19 protein-coding genes are annotated in these 17,445 nt (G+C 63.1%); 13 read left to right on the plus strand and 6 right to left on the minus strand.

What is annotated here, in order from left to right; translation table 11 throughout:
- Positions 1-70 precede the first annotated feature (70 nt).
- Positions 71-571: a pantetheine-phosphate adenylyltransferase gene (coaD, locus tag JQK88_RS11700; RefSeq protein ID WP_203278370.1), complete on the minus strand. Its 501-nt coding sequence runs from the start codon at positions 569-571 to the stop codon at positions 71-73.
- Between the two features lie 260 nt (positions 572-831).
- On the opposite strand from coaD, the gene JQK88_RS11705 reads away from it, so the two are divergent.
- Positions 832-978: a hypothetical protein gene (locus JQK88_RS11705; RefSeq protein WP_192253752.1), complete on the plus strand. Its 147-nt coding sequence runs from the start codon at positions 832-834 to the stop codon at positions 976-978.
- 59 nt (positions 979-1,037) lie between these two features.
- On the opposite strand, the gene gyrA is transcribed toward JQK88_RS11705, so the two are convergent.
- Positions 1,038-3,824: a DNA gyrase subunit A gene (gyrA, locus tag JQK88_RS11710; protein WP_203278371.1), complete on the minus strand. Its 2,787-nt coding sequence runs from the start codon at positions 3,822-3,824 to the stop codon at positions 1,038-1,040.
- 210 nt (positions 3,825-4,034) lie between these two features.
- Between gyrA and JQK88_RS11715 the strand changes: the two genes are divergently transcribed.
- On the plus strand, positions 4,035-5,723 hold the full coding sequence (locus JQK88_RS11715) for a SulP family inorganic anion transporter (protein ID WP_203278372.1): 1,689 nt from the start codon (positions 4,035-4,037) through the stop codon (positions 5,721-5,723).
- A 128-nt stretch (positions 5,724-5,851) separates the two neighbouring features.
- Here JQK88_RS11715 and JQK88_RS11720 read toward each other — a convergent pair whose 3' ends face one another.
- Positions 5,852-6,712 carry a helix-turn-helix transcriptional regulator gene (locus JQK88_RS11720; RefSeq protein ID WP_192253746.1) on the minus strand — a complete coding sequence of 287 codons (861 nt, stop codon included), beginning with the start codon at positions 6,710-6,712 and terminating at the stop codon, positions 5,852-5,854.
- A gap of 86 nt (positions 6,713-6,798) precedes the next feature.
- Here JQK88_RS11720 and JQK88_RS11725 point away from each other — a divergent pair, with 86 nt between their 5' ends.
- The 3 genes from JQK88_RS11725 to JQK88_RS11735 all read left to right on the plus strand — a co-directional run bounded on the left by JQK88_RS11725 (position 6,799) and on the right by JQK88_RS11735 (position 8,470).
- The gene (locus JQK88_RS11725; protein ID WP_203278373.1) at positions 6,799-7,335 is read left to right on the plus strand and encodes a hypothetical protein; all 537 of its coding nucleotides are present in this window, start codon (positions 6,799-6,801) and stop codon (positions 7,333-7,335) included.
- A gap of 32 nt (positions 7,336-7,367) precedes the next feature.
- Positions 7,368-7,745: a VOC family protein gene (locus tag JQK88_RS11730; protein ID WP_192253742.1), complete on the plus strand. Its 378-nt coding sequence runs from the start codon at positions 7,368-7,370 to the stop codon at positions 7,743-7,745.
- Between the two features lie 95 nt (positions 7,746-7,840).
- Positions 7,841-8,470, plus strand: coding sequence for a MarC family protein (locus tag JQK88_RS11735; protein WP_203278374.1), 630 nt, complete (start codon positions 7,841-7,843; stop codon positions 8,468-8,470).
- A gap of 18 nt (positions 8,471-8,488) precedes the next feature.
- Here the strand turns inward: JQK88_RS11735 and JQK88_RS11740 are convergent, their stop codons facing one another.
- Genes JQK88_RS11740 through ssb form a run of 3 tightly spaced genes read right to left on the minus strand, consistent with a single transcriptional unit; the run spans position 8,489 to position 9,905 of the window.
- Positions 8,489-8,914: an OsmC family protein gene (locus JQK88_RS11740; RefSeq protein ID WP_192253740.1), complete on the minus strand. Its 426-nt coding sequence runs from the start codon at positions 8,912-8,914 to the stop codon at positions 8,489-8,491.
- 27 nt (positions 8,915-8,941) lie between these two features.
- On the minus strand, positions 8,942-9,337 hold the full coding sequence (locus JQK88_RS11745) for a DUF2306 domain-containing protein (protein ID WP_192253738.1): 396 nt from the start codon (positions 9,335-9,337) through the stop codon (positions 8,942-8,944).
- A gap of 40 nt (positions 9,338-9,377) precedes the next feature.
- Positions 9,378-9,905 (minus strand): single-stranded DNA-binding protein, encoded by a 528-nt coding sequence (gene ssb / locus JQK88_RS11750; RefSeq protein ID WP_192253736.1) that lies wholly within the window; start codon positions 9,903-9,905, stop codon positions 9,378-9,380.
- Between the two features lie 209 nt (positions 9,906-10,114).
- On the opposite strand from ssb, the gene JQK88_RS11755 reads away from it, so the two are divergent.
- The 8 genes from JQK88_RS11755 to JQK88_RS11790 all read left to right on the plus strand — a co-directional run bounded on the left by JQK88_RS11755 (position 10,115) and on the right by JQK88_RS11790 (position 17,350).
- Entirely contained in the window at positions 10,115-10,504 is a 390-nt protein-coding gene (locus JQK88_RS11755; RefSeq protein ID WP_203278375.1) for a cupin domain-containing protein, read from the plus strand.
- 44 nt (positions 10,505-10,548) lie between these two features.
- Complete coding sequence (locus JQK88_RS11760) at positions 10,549-10,863, plus strand: ArsR/SmtB family transcription factor (RefSeq protein ID WP_203278376.1); 315 nt, start codon at positions 10,549-10,551, stop codon at positions 10,861-10,863.
- Positions 10,860-11,333 (plus strand): SRPBCC family protein, encoded by a 474-nt coding sequence (locus tag JQK88_RS11765; RefSeq protein ID WP_203278377.1) that lies wholly within the window; start codon positions 10,860-10,862, stop codon positions 11,331-11,333. Before JQK88_RS11760 ends, JQK88_RS11765 begins: the two co-directional genes overlap by 4 nt.
- A gap of 29 nt (positions 11,334-11,362) precedes the next feature.
- The gene (locus JQK88_RS11770; protein WP_192253728.1) at positions 11,363-11,971 is read left to right on the plus strand and encodes an ATP-dependent Clp protease proteolytic subunit; all 609 of its coding nucleotides are present in this window, start codon (positions 11,363-11,365) and stop codon (positions 11,969-11,971) included.
- 107 nt (positions 11,972-12,078) lie between these two features.
- Entirely contained in the window at positions 12,079-12,336 is a 258-nt protein-coding gene (locus JQK88_RS11775) for a hypothetical protein (RefSeq protein ID WP_246749805.1), read from the plus strand.
- A gap of 759 nt (positions 12,337-13,095) precedes the next feature.
- Positions 13,096-16,017 (plus strand): excinuclease ABC subunit UvrA, encoded by a 2,922-nt coding sequence (gene uvrA / locus JQK88_RS11780; RefSeq protein ID WP_203278378.1) that lies wholly within the window; start codon positions 13,096-13,098, stop codon positions 16,015-16,017.
- Positions 16,018-16,051: 34 nt separating this feature from the next.
- Positions 16,052-16,522, plus strand: coding sequence for a GNAT family N-acetyltransferase (locus JQK88_RS11785; RefSeq protein ID WP_192253722.1), 471 nt, complete (start codon positions 16,052-16,054; stop codon positions 16,520-16,522).
- 24 nt (positions 16,523-16,546) lie between these two features.
- Positions 16,547-17,350, plus strand: coding sequence for a DUF72 domain-containing protein (locus tag JQK88_RS11790; RefSeq protein ID WP_192253720.1), 804 nt, complete (start codon positions 16,547-16,549; stop codon positions 17,348-17,350).
- Positions 17,351-17,445 lie beyond the last annotated feature (95 nt).

Here is a 17,445-nt window from a genome sequence, read left to right on the forward strand (position 1 = left end):
GATGACAAGACCGGCAAGCACAACGAGGAACGAGGCGAGCTTCTTCAGCTGCATAGGGATCTCCGGGGGATTATTTCTTGAATTTTGCGGTGAGCGCGCCGGCAACCGCGGCCGGCACGAAGGAACGGATGTCGCCGCCCATCGAAGCTATCTGGCGCACAAGTGTGGCGGTAATGGTTCTGACTGACGGACTTGCCGGCAGAAAAACAGTCTGTAACTCCGGCGCCATGGTCTCGTTCATGCCGGCCATCTGCATCTCGTAGTCCAGATCGGTGCCGTCGCGCAGGCCGCGGATCATGATCGAGGCGCCGTGCTTTCTGGCGGCGTCGATGACCAGCCCGTCGAACGCGACAACCTTGATGCGGCCGCCGTCGCGGCCGAATTCGGCCTTGGTCGCCGCCTCGATCAGCTTCACCCGTTCCTCGAAGGAAAACAGCGGCGTCTTGCCGGGATGGGTGCCGATCGCCGCATAAACCGTGTCGGCAACGGCCAGCGATGCCTTCAGGACGTCGAGGTGTCCGTTGGTCAGCGGGTCGAAGGAGCCGGCATAAAGGGCGGTGCGTTCGGTCATGGCAGGGATAGGGCTCTATCTCTCGGTTTGAGCATGATCTGTTTCCGAAAACCGGATTCCACTTTTCGGGATCATGCTCTAGCGGGGCATTGGACGGAAGGCAAATGCGATTGGGAACATCTGCGTGAACCTTTTCGCAGACATGAACGACAGATGAATGCCTTGATCACGAAGACTTCACGCAGCGTTCACTAGTGTGCACTTCAGAAGATGAAACCAAAACCCCATCTAACCGTTGTAAGGCGCAGGAGAACACGCAAATGCTGATCTACATGCTCGCCACCGCAATGACCGTCGCCATGCTGATTGCTACCGCATTCGGGCTGCATCAGGAAGCAGAGCGTGTCCGTGTCCGGACCAAGCGCTTCGAAGGCTTCGGCGCTCGCTGGCCCCACCGTCACCACTAATCTTACCGGCTAAGTCTTGATCGCGCCGGCCCATCGGGCCGGCGTTGTTGTGTCTGAGCCTATTCGGCGCTGTCGGGTGCGGCATCCGCTGCATCCGGACCGCCCTCGCCGTTCTCCTCGGCATCCTCGTCAGACTGCGGTTCCGATATCCGCTCGACCGAAACCACCTTCTCGCCTTCGGCGGTGTTGAAGATGGTCACGCCCTTGGTGGCGCGGCTGGCGAAACGGATGCCGTTGACCGGCACCCGGATGACCGTGCCGCCGTCCGAAACCAGCATGATCTGGTCGTCATTGCCGACCGGGAAGGTCGCCACCAGCTGGCCGATCTCTGCCGTTTTCGACACGTCGGTGGCGCGGATGCCCTTGCCGCCGCGCCCGGTCAGGCGGAAATCGTAGGACGACGAGCGCTTGCCGTAGCCATATTCGGTCACCGTCAGCACATATTGCTCATGCGCCTTGAGGAATTCGTAGCGGTCGTCGGAAAGCTCCGCCTCCTCGCCGATCTCCTCATTGGTCAGCGCGATCTCTTCTTCCTCGCCGGCCGTCTCGAGCCGTCGCTCCGCCGCCGCCCGCTTCAGGTAAGCGGCGCGCTCCGCCGGCGAGGCATCGACATGCTCGATCACCGACATCGAGATGATGCGGTCGGTCTCGGCCATGCTTATGCCGCGCACGCCGACCGAATTGCGGCTCTGGAAAACGCGCACGTCGCCGACCGAGAAACGGATGCACTGGCCGGAGTCCGCCGTCAAAAGCACGTCGTCATTGTCGGTGCAGGTCTCGACACCGAGGATCTCGTCGCCTTCCTCCTCCAGCTTCATGGCGATCTTGCCGTTGCGGTTGACCTGGACGAAGTCGGAAAGCTTGTTGCGGCGCACGGTGCCGCGCGTGGTGGCGAACATCACGTCGAGCTCGCCCCAGCTGGTCTCGTCCTCGGGCAGCGGCATGATGGTGGTGATGCGCTCGCCCTGCTCGAGCGGCAGCATGTTGATCAGCGCCTTGCCGCGCGACTGCGGGTGGCCGATCGGCAGCCGCCAGACCTTTTCCTTGTAGACTATGCCGCGCGAGGAGAAGAACAGCACCGGCGTATGGGTGTTGGCAACGAACAGCCGGGTGACGAAATCCTCTTCCTTGGTCGACATGCCGGAGCGGCCCTTGCCGCCGCGGCGCTGCGCCCGGTAGAGCGACAGCGGCACGCGCTTGATGTAGCCGGAATGGCTGACGATGACGACCATGTCCTCGCGCTGGATCAGGTCCTCGTCTTCCATGTCGGCGCCGCCGTCGGTGAGCTCGGTGCGGCGCGGCGTGCCGAACTCGTCGCGCACGGCGGCGAGCTCGTCCTTGACGATCTGCTGGATGCGCGCGCGGGACGACAAAATATCAAGGTAATCAACGATTTCGGCGCCGATCGTGTTCAACTCGTCGGCGATCTCGTCGCGGCCGAGCGCGGTCAGGCGCTGAAGGCGCAGTTCGAGGATGGCGCGCGCCTGTTCCTCGGACAGATTGTAGGTGCCGTCCTCGTTGATGCGATGGCGCGGATCGTCGATGAGAAGGATCAGCGATTCGACGTCGCCGGAGGGCCAGCGGCGCTCCATCAACTGCTCGCGCGCCGTCTGCGGATCGGGCGCGGTGCGGATCAGCTTGATCACTTCGTCGATGTTGGCGACGGCAATGGCGAGGCCGACCAGGACGTGGGCGCGGTCGCGCGCCTTGCGCAGCAGAAATTTCGTTCGCCGGCTGATCACCTCTTCGCGGAAGCCGACAAATGCCTTCAGCATGTCGGTCAGCGTCATCACTTCCGGCTTGCCGCCGTTCAGCGCTACCATATTGGCGCCGAAAGAAGTCTGCAGCGGCGTGAAGCGGTAAAGCTGGTTGAGGATGACATCGGCGACAGCGTCGCGTTTCAGCTCGATGACGACGCGGTAGCCCTGGCGGTCGCTTTCGTCGCGAATGTCGGAAATGCCTTCGATGCGCTTGTCGCGCACCAGTTCGGCCATTTTCTCGATCATCGAGGCCTTGTTCACCTGGTACGGGACTTCGGTGATGATGATCGATTCCCGGTCATTGCCGCGCTGTTCGACATTGACCTTGCCGCGCATGACGATGGAGCCACGGCCGGTCGCATAGGCGCTATAGATGCCGGAACGGCCAAGCACGATGCCGCCGGTCGGGAAATCGGGACCCGGAATGATCTCCATCAGCGCCGGCAGGTCGATCGCCGGATTGTCGATGATGGCGATGGCGCCGTTGCAGACTTCGGCCAGATTGTGCGGCGGAATGTTGGTGGCCATTCCGACGGCAATGCCGCCGGAACCGTTGACCAGAAGGTTGGGGAAGCGAGCCGGCAACACCTTCGGCTCGGTGTCGGAGGCATCATAGGTCTCCTGGAAATCGACGGTTTCCTTGTCGATGTCCTCGAGCAGCTCATGCGCGACCTTGGTCAGGCGCGACTCGGTGTAGCGCATGGCCGCCGGCGGATCGCCGTCGATGGAGCCGAAATTGCCTTGCCCGTCGATCAGCGGCACCCGCAGTGACCAGTCCTGCGCCATGCGCACCAAGGCGTCATAGATCGAGGCGTCGCCATGCGGATGGTATTTACCCATCACGTCGGCGACCGGGCGGGCCGATTTCACATATTTGCGGTTCCAGTGGTAGCCGCTCTCATGCGCCGCATAGAGAATGCGGCGATGCACCGGCTTCAGGCCGTCGCGAACGTCCGGCAGCGCACGGCTGACGATCACGCTCATGGCGTAAGAGAGGTAGGAGCTCTGCATCTCCTCGATGATGGAGATCGGCTCGATGCCGGTGGGGCCGCCGTCGGCGCCGCGCGGTGTCTTTTGGTCGGTCAAATTGGATCACAATCTAATCAGGAATCACTGACCGCTTATATAGGAAGCCCGCTCGAAACTCCAATGTTCCCGGCACTTTTCCAAAGACAATTTCGGTGGTAATTTCAAATGGATACCGCTGATTGCGACGATTTGGCAAAAGCGTATTTCGCCGCCGCCAGGCAAAAGCCTGCGATGGACCGTTTTCCCCGGCCGGGAGCCATAAGCACGATGAACTGGACCCGGTGGCTGCCGTTGCGAGCGCTGAGCGGTTGGCGGCCCGGGGATCTCAATGGCGATCTGGCCGCCGGGCTGACGCTGGCGGCAATCGCCATTCCCGAACAGATGGCGACGGCGCGGCTTGGCGGCTTTGCGCCCGAGATCGGCTTCTTCGCCTTTGTCGCGGGATCACTGGCCTTTGCCCTGTTCGGCGTCAACCGCCATCTGTCGTCCGGGGCGGATTCGACCATCACACCGCTGTTTGCCGGCGGCCTCGCGCTCATCGCCGTTGCCGGCTCGGCGCATTATCTGGCGCTGGCGGCGATGCTGGCGCTGATGGTCGGGCTACTGGTGGGTTTGAGCGGCATCTTCCGGCTCGGCTGGATCGCCGACCTTCTGTCTGTCCCAGTCACCACCGGTTTTCTGGCCGGCATCGCGGTCCATATCATCGTTTCGCAACTGCCCGGATTGCTCGGGCTGCCGCCCGAAAGCGGCGAAACGCTGCGCCGCGTCGGTGAGATCGCCGCCAATCTCCACCTCATCAACCCGTGGAGCTTGGCGCTCGGCCTTGGCGTGTTTGCCATTGTATTCACCGCCGAGCGCATCAGCGCCCGCATCCCCGGCGCCTTGATCGGCATGGTGCTGGCGACGCTGGCGGTTGCGATCTTCGGCCTGAAGGCGCGCGGCGTCGAGGTTCTCGGCGCCTTTCCCTACGGCCTGCCGCAGGCCGGCCTGCCGACGGTCAGCTTCAGCGATGCGCAGGCGGTGTTACCGCTGGCCCTGCTGATCGCCATCGTGGTCATGGTGCAGACGGCGGCCACCAGCCGCTCCTTTGCTGGCGACGACATCAACCGCGACTTTGTCGGTGTCGGCGCCGGCAGCATCCTGTCCGGCCTGTTCGGCGCCTTCGCGGTCAATGCCAGCCCGCCGCGCACCGCAATCGCCGCCCAGTCGGGCGGCCGTTCGCAGTTTTCAGGCCTGATTGCCGCGGCAATCGTGCTGGCGCTGGGCGCCTTTGGCGGCGGCCTGCTTGCCGATGTCCCGCAGGCCGCCCTTGCCGGGGTGCTGATGTTCGTTGCCCAGTACATTTTGCGCTGGAAGGTGTTTGCCAGTGTCTACCGGCAGGCGCCGGTCGAATTCCTGCTGATCCTGGTCACCATGACGGCGATCGTCGTGTTGCCGATCGAAACCGGCGTCGCGATCGGCATCGGCCTGTCGCTGCTGCATGGACTGTGGAGCGCGACACGCACGCAGGCGATCGAACTGGAACAGGTTCCGGGCACCTCGGTGTGGTGGCCGCCGAGCACGCCGTCGGCCGGCGAGCAACTCCCCGGCGTGCTGGTCGCGGCTTTCCAGGCGCCGCTGTCCTTCGTCAATGCCGAAAGCTTCAAGCGCGGCGTCCGCAAACTGATCGACGCCCGGGGCGACAGTGTGAAACTGGTCGTACTCGAAGCCAGCAACATCGCCGAGATCGACTATACCGCCGCACAGGCGCTGATCGAAACCGTCGACCATTGCCGCAAGGCCGGTGCTGTCTTTGCCATCGCACGGCTGGAATCGCTGCGTGCCCAGGCGGCGCTGGCGCGTTTCGGTATCGCCGACATCGTCGGCCCGCACAGAATCTTCCACAGCGTCGACGCCGCCATCAAGGCGCTATCGTCGGACAAGAAACTTGTCGGACAACAGGACAAGGCGCCATGACCACCGAGCGGGAACCCTTGCTCAAGCCTGTCGCCGTGGAGGAGCTGCGGCCACCAGCCCGGCAGATAGTCCGCGTCCTTGCTCTTGGCTAGGATCAGCGCTTGGTGCAGGCCGACCTCGGACTGAGGTCAGAAGGCTGCGAACGCTGACGGTGACGGCGAGGCGCTGCCTGACCGGCGCGCGCGATAGTCTCCCGGCGTCTCGCCCATGACGCGCCGGAAACGGCGATTGAAGGTCGACAGGTCGTTGAAGCCGGCCTCGAAAGCGATTGCCGAGATGGGCTCATCCGACATGCGCAGCCGCACCGCCGCGCGGTGCAGCCTGGTTCTGAGCAGGAACTGATAAGGCGTCATGCCGGCGACCTGCCGGAAGGTGCGCAGGAAGTGATAGGGGCTGGTCGCCGTCGAGCCGGCAAGCTCGGAAAGCGAGACCGGCCGGTTGGCATTGAGTTCGATCTGCCGGACCGCTTCGGCAACCCGTTTCTGGTCACGGCGGCTCGGTGGGCGAGCGGCAGGCGCGGCCTCGCTGGCAACAGTAAGGGCTGCGCCGGCTATGCGCAGGCCAAGCTCCTCGAAGGCGTCGGTATCGGCCGTCTCGCGCGCCGCTTCGGCCTCGGCCAGCAGCGACGCCAGCGCCGGCAAGGGCGGCAGATGCGACACCCCGAACGTCAGCTTCTTGGCGCCAGTCACGTCGTTGGCAATCCGGTCGAGATAGGCGGGAGCGAAGTGGAAGGACAGGCAGCGGTCGCCGGCGCCGTGCTCGTGCCCGCATTCATAGCAGGCGCCGACATTGCCGAGCAGGACGGCACCTGGCGCCAGCATGGCGGTGCCCTGGCTGGTGCGGTAGCGGAAGCTGCCGCTGGTGACTGCGGCAATGCAGACACCGCGGTGCTCTTCCTCGAACGGGCGATCGCCGGCGCCTGCGGTGCACACCACGTCGGACACATACCAGTCCGGCCCCGAAGCCAGTTTTTGTTCGCTCGTCGTCATGGCTTGAAAGATAGCAATTTTTCCCAAGCGCAACACCCTGCCCCGGCCTATCGCTTGCAGCCTCCTGACACCACGAAGGCAGCAACATGACCAATTCATCTTCTTTCAGCCAAGCGCTGCACAGCGATGGCCCCAATCGCGATCTGGCTGAGAAGCTCGACCTCTACGGCCGTTTCGTCGGCGCCTGGACATTCGATGCCACGCGCCACCTCGAGGACGGCACGGTTTTGACCGGGCGCGGCGAGGTGCATTTCGGCTGGGTCCTGGAAGGCAAGGCGATCCAGGATGTGTGGATCCTGCCCGCGCGCGATGCCGGCCCTTCGCCCTCGCTCGGCAAATGGACCTTTTATGGCACAACGCTGCGGGCCTATGATCCCGGCACGGATGCCTGGCACATCTTCTGGAGCGATCCGCGTAACCAATATTACAGCCGCCAGCTTGGACGCGCCGAAGGCGACACGATTGTGCAGGTCGGCGCCGACGGCACTGGTTCCTCGGTCCGCTGGAGTTTTTCACGCATCACCAAGGACAGCTTCCGCTGGCTCGGCGAGCGTTCGCACGACAATGGGGAGACATGGCGCCTCGAAGTCGAGTTCCTGGCGCGCCGCGTCGCCCAGGGCTGATGGCGCAACACACCTGCAACAAGGAGAAACCCATGCTTGACCACGTTTCGATCGGTGTCCGCGACACCGCCGTGTCAAAGCCTTTCTACGATGCCGCGCTGAAGCCGCTCGGCTATTCCTGCCTCAGCCAGTCGCCGGGCTCGCTGGGCTATGGCGCGCAGGCGGCGGCATTTTGGGTGAACGACGCGGCGCGGCCGGTGCCGGCTGACGAAAAATCCGGCCTGCATTTCTGCTTCGCCGCACCGACAAGGGCCAGCGTCGACGCCTTTCATGCCGGCGCCTTGCGTGCAGGCGGCAACAGCAATGGTGCGCCGGGCCTGCGCGCCGACTATGGCGAGAACTATTATGCCGCCTTCGTCATCGATCCCGACGGCTATCGCCTGGAGGCCTATTGCAGCGCTGCCGGCTAAGCTGCCGGCCACCAGAATCCTGACGGTTCCCACCGGCCGGGCTTTGCTTTACCAATAGGGTGGTGCGGGGCTCGGCCCGGCGGGAGGGGTCAGCGATGCCGAGTTTCGACAGCCTGTTCAACGCCTTCGTCACCATTCTGGTGACCATCGACCCGCCCGGTCTCGCGCCGCTCTTCCTTGCGGTGACACGCCGCATGAACCGCGAGGAGCGCCAGCAGGTTTCGGTGCGCGCCTCGATCATCGGCTTCCTGGTGATGGCGCTGTTTGCGGTGGCCGGCGCCTCGATCCTGTCAGTGTTCGGCATCACGCTGCCGGCCTTCCGCGTCGCCGGCGGGTTCCTGCTGTTCTTCATCGCCTTCGAAATGGTGTTCGAGCGCCGCCAGGACCGCAAGGAGAAGATCGGCGACGTCGCCATCACCAAGGACATGATCCACAACATCGCCGCCTTCCCGCTGGCGATCCCGCTGATTGCAGGCCCCGGCGCGATTTCGGCAACTGTGCTTCTGTCCGGCTCGTTTCAGGGTTTTACCGCACAGGCAGCACTCGTCGGCATCATCTTCGTCTGCCTGGCCATCACCTATCTGGTATTCGTGCTGTCGGAACGTATCGACCGCATCCTCGGCCAGACCGGCCGCTCGATCCTGACCCGCCTGCTTGGCGTCATCCTGGCCGCACTCGCAGTGCAGTTCGTCGCCGACGGCATCAAGGCGCTGATGGCGGGGTGAACGCGCCGTCCCTACTGCCTACTTCACCGCCGTGTCGACGACTTCGAAATCGTGGGTGATGACGGCGGTCTTCGCCATCATGGCGGACGCCGAGCAGTATTTCTCGATCGACAGGTTGATCGCACGCTGGACCTTGTCGTGCGACAGGGCGCGGCCCGTGACGGTGAAATGCATATGGATGCGGGTGAAGACTTTTGGATCGGTTTCCGCCCGGTCGGCGTCGAGTTCGACGGTGCAATCCTCGATCGCCTCGCGGCCTTTTTCGAGAATGTGGACGACATCATAGGCCGAGCAGCCGCCAGTGCCGATCAGCACCAGCTCCATCGGGCTCGGGCCCGGCGTCTTGCCTTCAGGACCGGAGGCGGTTCCCAGCACGAGTTTGTGGCCACTGCCTGACTCGCCGACGAAAGTGCGCTCTTCGACCCATTTGATCCGTGCTTTCACGGCAATCATCCTCCTGGAAAGACATCCCTAGCCGAACACGACCGCATGCATGATGCGGCCGGGCAGCAGTGTGAACACGCCGGCGCCGACCAGCGCAAAAACATACAGCGAAATCATGACCCTGCGATGTTTGGCTACGTAATGCCTATGCGCGTGCCAGACCGCAAGCGGAACGGTGATCAACACTATGATCGACAAGATATGGATCGGGCTGAACGGGCCGATGAGGCGGATCTGCTGGATCCAGAGGCTGGAGGCGGCGATGACCAGCATCAGCGCCGCCCAGGCATAGCCCATCACGCGGTGGCGCGTCGTGCCTTTCGGCAGCGCCAGCTGGGCGCCGCCCAAGGCAAGCGCGGCTAGGGCCGCGAAGGCGTGCCATGGAATGGGAGGGGGCGCCGATAGAAGCGGTCCGAGCGACATCGCGCCCTCTCCTCAAATGCCCTTCACGTGGCCTTGATACTCAGAACGGGATTTCGTCGTCCAGTTCGCGCGACGAACCACCACCGCCGCCACCACCCTTGGAACCGCCGCCACCGCCACGGTTGAAGCTTTCATTGGGACTCGACTGGCCGAAATCCGAGCCACGGCTCGCACCGCCGCCACCGGCATAATTGCCGACCTGGCCGCCGCCCTCGCCGCGTGAATCGAGCATCTGCAGCTCGCCACGGAATTTCTGCAGCACGACTTCCGTCGTGTATTTGTCGGCGCCGGTCTGGTCCTGCCATTTGCGTGTCTGCAGCTGACCTTCGACGTAAACCTTCATGCCCTTCTTCAGATATTGCTCGGCGACCTTGGCGATCTGGTCATTGAAAATGACGACGTTGTGCCACTCGGTCTTTTCCTTGCGCTCGCCGGAATTCTTGTCGCGCCAGCTTTCCGACGTGGCGATGCGGATGTTGACGACCGGGTCACCGGAGTTCAGGCGGCGGATTTCAGGGTCCGCGCCGAGGTTTCCGACCAGAATGACCTTGTTGACGCTACCCGCCATGACACTTCTCCGCGCTCATCCGAAACAAATTTTAAGTCGCTCACCTTACAGCCTGCAGGCGATCCTCGCTTGCCGCGGCTGGCTTTTCCCACAAGGTTTTTGTTCTTTTTTTGTTCTATTCTTGTCTGCCCCGGCTGTCAAGAATGTCAGCAAGAGGTAGGGTGTGCGTCTGAAATTGCGACTGTGCCGGGATCGAAAGGCGGAGGCGAATGAAAGTCATTGCGCATCTGGACCAGCCGCGAGAGCAATGGCGAGCGGGCGTGGAAACCCGCATGCAAGTTTCCGCCGGCAATGGAGCGAGCCAGCTTTGCCTGTTCGAACAGTGGGTTCAGCCCGGCGTCGGGGCTCCGACACACCAACACCCAGTCGAGGAAGTGCTGACTGTCATCGCCGGGATCGCTGAAATGTGGATCGACGAAGGACGTCTGACACTGATTGCCGGACAATCGCTTCTCATTCCTGCCCAACGAAAACATGGGTTTAGAAACGTTGGCACCGAAACGCTTCACATCCAGGCCGTGCTGGCGTCGCCGATCTTCGAGGCGACTTTCGAAGGGGCCGCCGAGCCGGTGAGGCGCTGGCTTCCGGCGGCGCCATAAAAGACCGCTTGCCAAATCAATAAGTATCGACTTATGCTTTTGTCATGATCGAAGCAGAGATTTTTCGCGCCCTGGCCGACCCAACGCGCCGCGCCGTCTACGAACGGCTTGCCGCCGGCGAGATGAGCGTGTCGGAACTGCGCACCGGCCTGAGCGTGTCGCAGCCGGCGGTGTCACAACACCTCGCCGTGCTGCGCGGCGCCGGTCTGGTCAGCGAAAGGCGGTCCGGCCGCAACGCGTACTACCGCGCCGATCCGCAAGGGCTCGAGCCGCTGCTCGGCTGGATCGAACGCTACCGCGCATTCTGGCCGGAGCGCATCGAAAGACTAAAGGCCGTTTTGAAGGACGTGGACCAATGACCGATGAAAAGCAGGCTCCGGCCGCCAAGGATACACTCGCCTTCGAATGCGACCTGCCGGACGCACCGGAAAAGGTGTGGCGGGCGCTGACCGTGCCGGAGCTTTTGGCGGCGTGGATGATGCCAAATGACATCAAGCCGGAAACCGGCAGCCGCTTTGCCTTTGCCGGGCCGGACGCGCCGATCGAATGCGAAGTGCTCGATGCCGAACCGGGGCGACTGCTGCGCTATTCCTGGCGCGAGCGGTCCGACACCGGCGATGCCGATGGGTTGGACAGCATCGTCACGTTCACGCTCGCCCGCACCGTTTCCGGCGGTACGCATCTGCGCATCGTCCATGACGGGTTTGTGCAGGCGGCAACGCCCGCGGTGGCGATGGCGAGCGCCGGTTGCCGGCTTTCGCTCAGGGCATACAAGCCCAAACCGCTGATCGCCGCCAACGCGCCATATCTATTGATGCGCGCGGCCTGAGCCGAAGAAAAACAAACGGAGACAATGAGATGAGCGGCTTTGCTAATCTGGTCCCGATGGTGATCGAGCAATCGAGCCGCGGCGAACGCGCCTTCGACATTTTCTCGCGGCTGCTGCGCGAGCGCATCATCTTCATCAATGGCGAGATCAATGACGGCATGTCGGCGCTGGTCTGCGCCCAGCTTCTGTCGCTGGAATCGGACAATCCCGACAAGGAAATCTCACTCTACATCAACTCGCCGGGCGGCGTGGTGACCAGTGGCTTCGCCATCTACGACACGATGCAATATGTCAGCTGTCCAGTGTCGACGGTGTGCATGGGCTTTGCCGCCTCGATGGCTTCGTTCCTGCTGATGGCGGGAACGCCGGGCCGGCGCATCGCGCTGCCCAACGCCAGCATCGTGCTGCATCAGCCCCTGGGCGGCTTCCAGGGCCAGGCCTCCGACATCCAGCGCCATGCCGAAGGCATTCTGCGCACCAAGCGGCAGATGACCGAGCTCTATGCGCAGCATTGCGGCCGCACCTATGAAGACGTCGAACGCACGCTCGACCGTGATTTCTTCATGACCGCGCGCGAAGCCAAGGACTGGGGCCTCGTCGACCATGTTTTCGACACCCGCAAGCAGGCGGCGGCCTAGCGGGATTGAACGCGCGCCGCCGTCGCGTCAATTTCGACGCCGCCGGTCTGGCCTCGCATGGAGCGCGACACTATAGTCCTGCAATGCGTTACCGCCGGAACAGACTGATGACAGCCATTGCGATCACCGCTGCGACCTGTAGCGCGGCTCTTGCCGGGAACAGCACATCGCAGCCGCAGACGGGCGCCCTGCCCGGCGTGACCAGCGACTACCGTATCGCCAAGCCGACGCCGCAGCCTGAGCCCGACGACGCGCTGCCCGCCGGCGAGAACGGGACATTCAAGATCGGCGATACCGGTGTCCGGATTTCCGGCAGCATCACCGTCGATGTCGGGGTGGGCGCAAACAAGCCTTCCAATCGTTAGAGGCGGATCAAGGCTCCATTCACAAGTCGGCGCCGCCCTGATCTGGCTGCCGCCTCGCATCGATATCGGCACAAAAGAGCAGCCCCGCCGTTGCTTCCGCAAACGGTCGGGGCTTTTTTTGGATCCCAGATCCAACTTGCCGGTAGTGTTTATACCGACTTTTATCTCGGATGCTTCGCGGCATTCAGCCGACGATCCGACTAGCAGTCTCTGATTTTCATGGGATATGGCAGGTCACGGTTTGTCGGGTGGCGAAAACGCTGAACCCTGGCACTTATGCCCGCCGCGGCTCCAACGAGATGTGGAGCCTCAAAGGACTATCCGGTGGCGTCATGCTCCGCTCCTATGTCCGTTGCAACGTTGTCGTCCGAAGCACAAATCGCAAAACCTGCGGCGTCTCGCAGGCCACCTATGGGCGGCGAGGCCATCGAAAGACGGCCGGCTTCGTTGACCTTCAGAGACTGCGCCCCTGAGTCGGCGGCGTCAACATTTGAATAGCCGGTTACCGAAAAATGTGATCGCCGGGACCTTACGTCAGGGTCAGTTCTTGAAAGACCCCTGTCAGGTTTCCGCACAGCTTTGTCAGGAGCGTGTTCGGCCTTTGTTCTTTCCGCTTGCCCCTTCGCGCGAAAGACGGTTAAACGACTTTGGTCGAGAAGTATGGCGTCTCTCGACGTGGCGGCAAAAATACCTACATAGGGGATGGCCGGGAAAACCCCGCCGATCCCACTGATACCAGATCTGAGGCGGCGACCGGCGATGGCCGACCATAAATACCTTTCCATTCGCGGTGCACGCGAACACAATCTGAAGAATGTCGATCTCGACCTGCCGCGTGACAGCCTGATCGTCATGACCGGCCTGTCGGGCTCCGGCAAATCGTCGCTTGCCTTCGACACCATCTATGCCGAGGGCCAGCGCCGCTATGTCGAGAGCCTGTCGGCCTATGCGCGCCAGTTCCTCGAAATGATGCAGAAGCCGGACGTCGACCAGATCGACGGCCTGTCGCCTGCCATCTCCATCGAGCAGAAGACGACGTCGAAGAACCCGCGCTCGACGGTCGGCACCGTCACCGAGATCTACGACTATATGCGCTTGCTGTTCGCGCGCGTGGGCATCCCCTATTCGCCGGCCACCGGCCTGCCGATCGAGAGCCAGACGGTCAGCCAGATGGTCGACCGGGTGCTGACGGTCGAGGAAGGCACGCGCCTGTTCCTGCTGGCGCCGATCGTGCGCGGCCGCAAGGGCGAGTACCGCAAGGAACTGCTGGAGCTGCAAAAAAAGGGCTTTCAGCGCGTCAAGGTCGACGGCGTCTTCTACGAGATTGCCGACGTGCCGGCGCTGGACAAGAAGTACAAGCACGACATCGACGTCGTCGTCGACCGCATCGTGGTGCGCGGTGATCTTGCGACCCGACTTGCCGATTCCATCGAAACGGCGCTGAAGCTGGCCGAAGGGCTGGCGGTCGCCGAATTCGCCGACCGGCCGCTCGACGCCAGCCAGACCGGCGAAGACTCGGTCAACAAGTCGAAGAACGAGACGCATGAGCGCATCCTGTTCTCCGAAAAGTTTGCCTGCCCGGTGTCCGGCTTCACCATTCCGGAGATCGAGCCGAGGCTGTTCTCGTTCAACAACCCGTTCGGCGCATGCCCGACCTGCGACGGTCTCGGCAGCCAGCGTGCCATCGACGCCAGCCTGATCGTGCCGGACGAAAACGTCTCGCTGCGCGATGGCGCCGTCAGCCCGTGGGCGAAATCGACCTCGCCCTATTACGCGCAGACGCTGGAAGCGCTGGGCAAGGCATACGGCTTCAAACTCGGCGACAAATTCAAGGACCTGACCGAAGAGGCCAAGGAAGCCGTCCTGCGCGGCACCGGCGAGCGCGAGGTCACCTTCCAGTATGATGACGGCCTGCGCTCCTACAAGACGACCAAGACGTTCGAAGGCGTCATTCCCAATCTGGAGCGGCGCTGGAAGGAAACCGAATCCGCCTGGATGCGCGAGGAGATCGAGCGCTTCATGTCGGCAACGCCCTGCCCGGTCTGCAAGGGCTACCGGCTGAAGCCGGAAGCGCTGGCGGTGAAAATCGCCGGAAAGCACATCGGCGAGGTCACCGAGCAGTCGATCCGCAACGCCGACAAATGGTTCACCGACCTGCCGGCGCAGCTCAACGACAAGCAGAACGAGATCGCCGTCAGGGTGCTCAAGGAGATCCGCGACCGGCTGCGCTTCCTCAACGATGTCGGCCTCGACTATCTGACGCTGTCGCGCAATTCCGGCACGCTGTCGGGCGGCGAGAGCCAGCGCATCCGCCTGGCCTCGCAGATCGGCTCCGGCCTCACCGGCGTGCTTTATGTGCTGGACGAGCCGTCGATCGGCCTGCATCAGCGCGACAATGCCCGCCTGCTCGACACGCTGAAGCATTTGCGCGACATCGGCAACACGGTGATCGTCGTCGAGCATGACGAGGACGCCATCCTGCATGCCGACTATGTCGTCGACATGGGTCCGGCCGCCGGCATCCATGGCGGCGAGATCATCGCCCAGGGCACGCCGCAGCAGGTGATGGCCAACCCGAATTCGATGACCGGCAAATATCTGTCGGGCGCGCTTGAGGTGGCCACACCTGGTGTCAGGCGCGAGCCCAAGAAGGGCCGCCGGCTGAAGATCGTCGGCGCGCGCGGCAACAATCTGAAGAACGTCACCGCCGAAATCCCGCTCGGCACGTTCACCGCCGTCACCGGCGTGTCGGGCGGCGGCAAGTCGACCTTCCTGATCGAGACTTTGTTCAAGGCGGCGTCGCGACGCATCATGGGCTCGCGCGAGCATCCGGCCGACCATGACCGCATCGAGGGCCTCGAATTCCTCGACAAGGTCATCGACATCGATCAGTCGCCCATCGGCCGCACCCCGCGTTCGAACCCCGCCACCTATACCGGCGCCTTCACGCCGATCCGCGACTGGTTCGCCGGCTTGCCCGAGGCCAAGGCGCGCGGCTACCAGCCCGGTCGTTTCTCGTTCAACGTCAAGGGCGGCCGCTGCGAGGCGTGCCAGGGGGACGGCGTCATCAAGATCGAGATGCACTTTTTGCCCGACGTCTACGTCACCTGCGATGTCTGCCATGGCAAGCGCTACAACCGCGAGACGCTCGATGTCGTGTTCAAGGGCAAGTCGATCGCCGACGTGCTCGACATGACGGTCGAGGAAGGCGTCGATTTCTTCGCCGCCGTGCCCGGCGTCCGTGACAAGCTCGACACGCTGAAGCAGGTTGGTCTCGGCTACATCCATATCGGCCAGCAGGCGACGACGTTGTCGGGCGGCGAGGCGCAGCGCATCAAGCTCGCCAAGGAACTGTCGCGCAAGGCGACCGGCAAGACGCTCTACATCCTGGACGAGCCGACAACCGGCCTGCATTTCCACGACGTCGCCAAGCTTCTGGAAGTGCTGCACGAACTGGTCGACCAAGGCAACACGGTGGTGGTCATCGAGCACAATCTCGAAGTGATCAAGACCGCCGACTGGGTGCTCGACCTCGGCCCCGAAGGCGGCGACGGCGGCGGCGAACTGGTGGCACAGGGTACGCCGGAAGCCATCGTGCGCGAAAAGCGCAGCTATACCGGCCAGTTCCTCAAGGAGCTGTTGGAGCGGCGGCCGGGGGGAAAGCGCGAAGCGGCGGAATAGTAGGCAGACCGGTCGAGCGCCTGGAGAGTTTTGAATGACATTCCGACAGGCGCTTGCCGGTGATCTCGACGCAGTCGTCTCGCTGACGCAGGCCGCCTATGAGCACTACACGCCGCTGTTAGGCGCACCACCTATTCCGGTCACCGAGGATTACACGCCGCGCATCGAACGCGGCGAGGTCTGGCTCTTGGAGAGCGGCGCGGATCTTGCCGGGCTGATCGTCATCGAGCGGCATCCCGATCATGCGATGATCTTCAGTGTCGCGGTCTCTCCCGCTTTCCAAGGCAAGAAACTCGGCACCGCGCTGCTCGACTTCGCCGAGGAACAGGCGCGGCTGTGGGGCGTTCCGGAGGTGCGGCTCTACACCAATTCGCGCATGGAGCGGAACATCGCGATCTACACGGCCTATGGTTTCAGCGAAACGGGTCGCCGGGCCAATCCCCACCGGCCGGGATGGACGGTGGTCGACATGGCAAAACCTGTCGGCGCGAGCACAACGGCCTGATTTTTCTGAATTCGGGAGGACGATATGAGCAAATCCGGGACAATCCGCTCAGGCATGGGTGGCTGGACTTTCGAACCCTGGGATACCTCCTTCTATCCGGACAAACTGTCGAAGGCCAAGCAGCTGCACTATGCCAGCCGCCAGGTGCCGACCATCGAAGTCAACGGCACCTACTATTCCAGCTTCAAGGAACCGACCTTCGTCAAATGGGCAAGCGAAGCGCCGGACGGTTTCGTCTATTCGCTGAAGGGCAACCGCTTCGTCACCAACCGGCGCGTGCTCGGCGAGGCCGGCGAGTCCGTGACGCGCTTCCTCAGCTCCGGCGTCGCGGCGCTCGGCGAGAAGCTAGGCCCGATCCTGTGGCAGTTCGCGCCGACGAAAAAGTTCGACGCCGACGATTTCGAAGCCTTCCTGAAACTGCTGCCGGAAAAGCAGGACGGGGTGGCGCTTCGCCATGCGCTCGAAGTGCGCAACGACAGTTTCATCGTGCCGGAATTCGCCGCACTCGCTCGCAAATACAAGGCGGCGATCGTCTATGCTGACCATGCCAAATACCCTGACATTGCCGACATCACCGGCGATTTCATCTATGCGCGGCTGCAGACCGGCTCGGACGACAATCCCGATTGCTACACGCCGAAGGGTCTGGACGAGTGGGCGGCGCGGGTAAAAACCTGGGCGGAAGGCAAGCAGCCGGCCGATCTGCGGCGCGCCGATCCGTCCGTCGACGCGCCGGTGAAGCCGCGCGACGTGTTCGCCTACTTCATCACCGAGGGCAAGGTGCGCGCGCCGTTCGGCGCCATGGCGCTGATGAAGCGGGTGAGCTGAGCGGCTGAGCGGTTCGCCCTATCGCTCCAACTCTCCATTTTGACGCAATCCGGACGGACATGCGTTTCAACCCAGAATTGCTCTAAATCAAGCCA

Source organism: Mesorhizobium caraganae (assembly GCF_016836705.1).
GTDB lineage: Bacteria > Pseudomonadota > Alphaproteobacteria > Rhizobiales > Rhizobiaceae > Mesorhizobium > Mesorhizobium caraganae.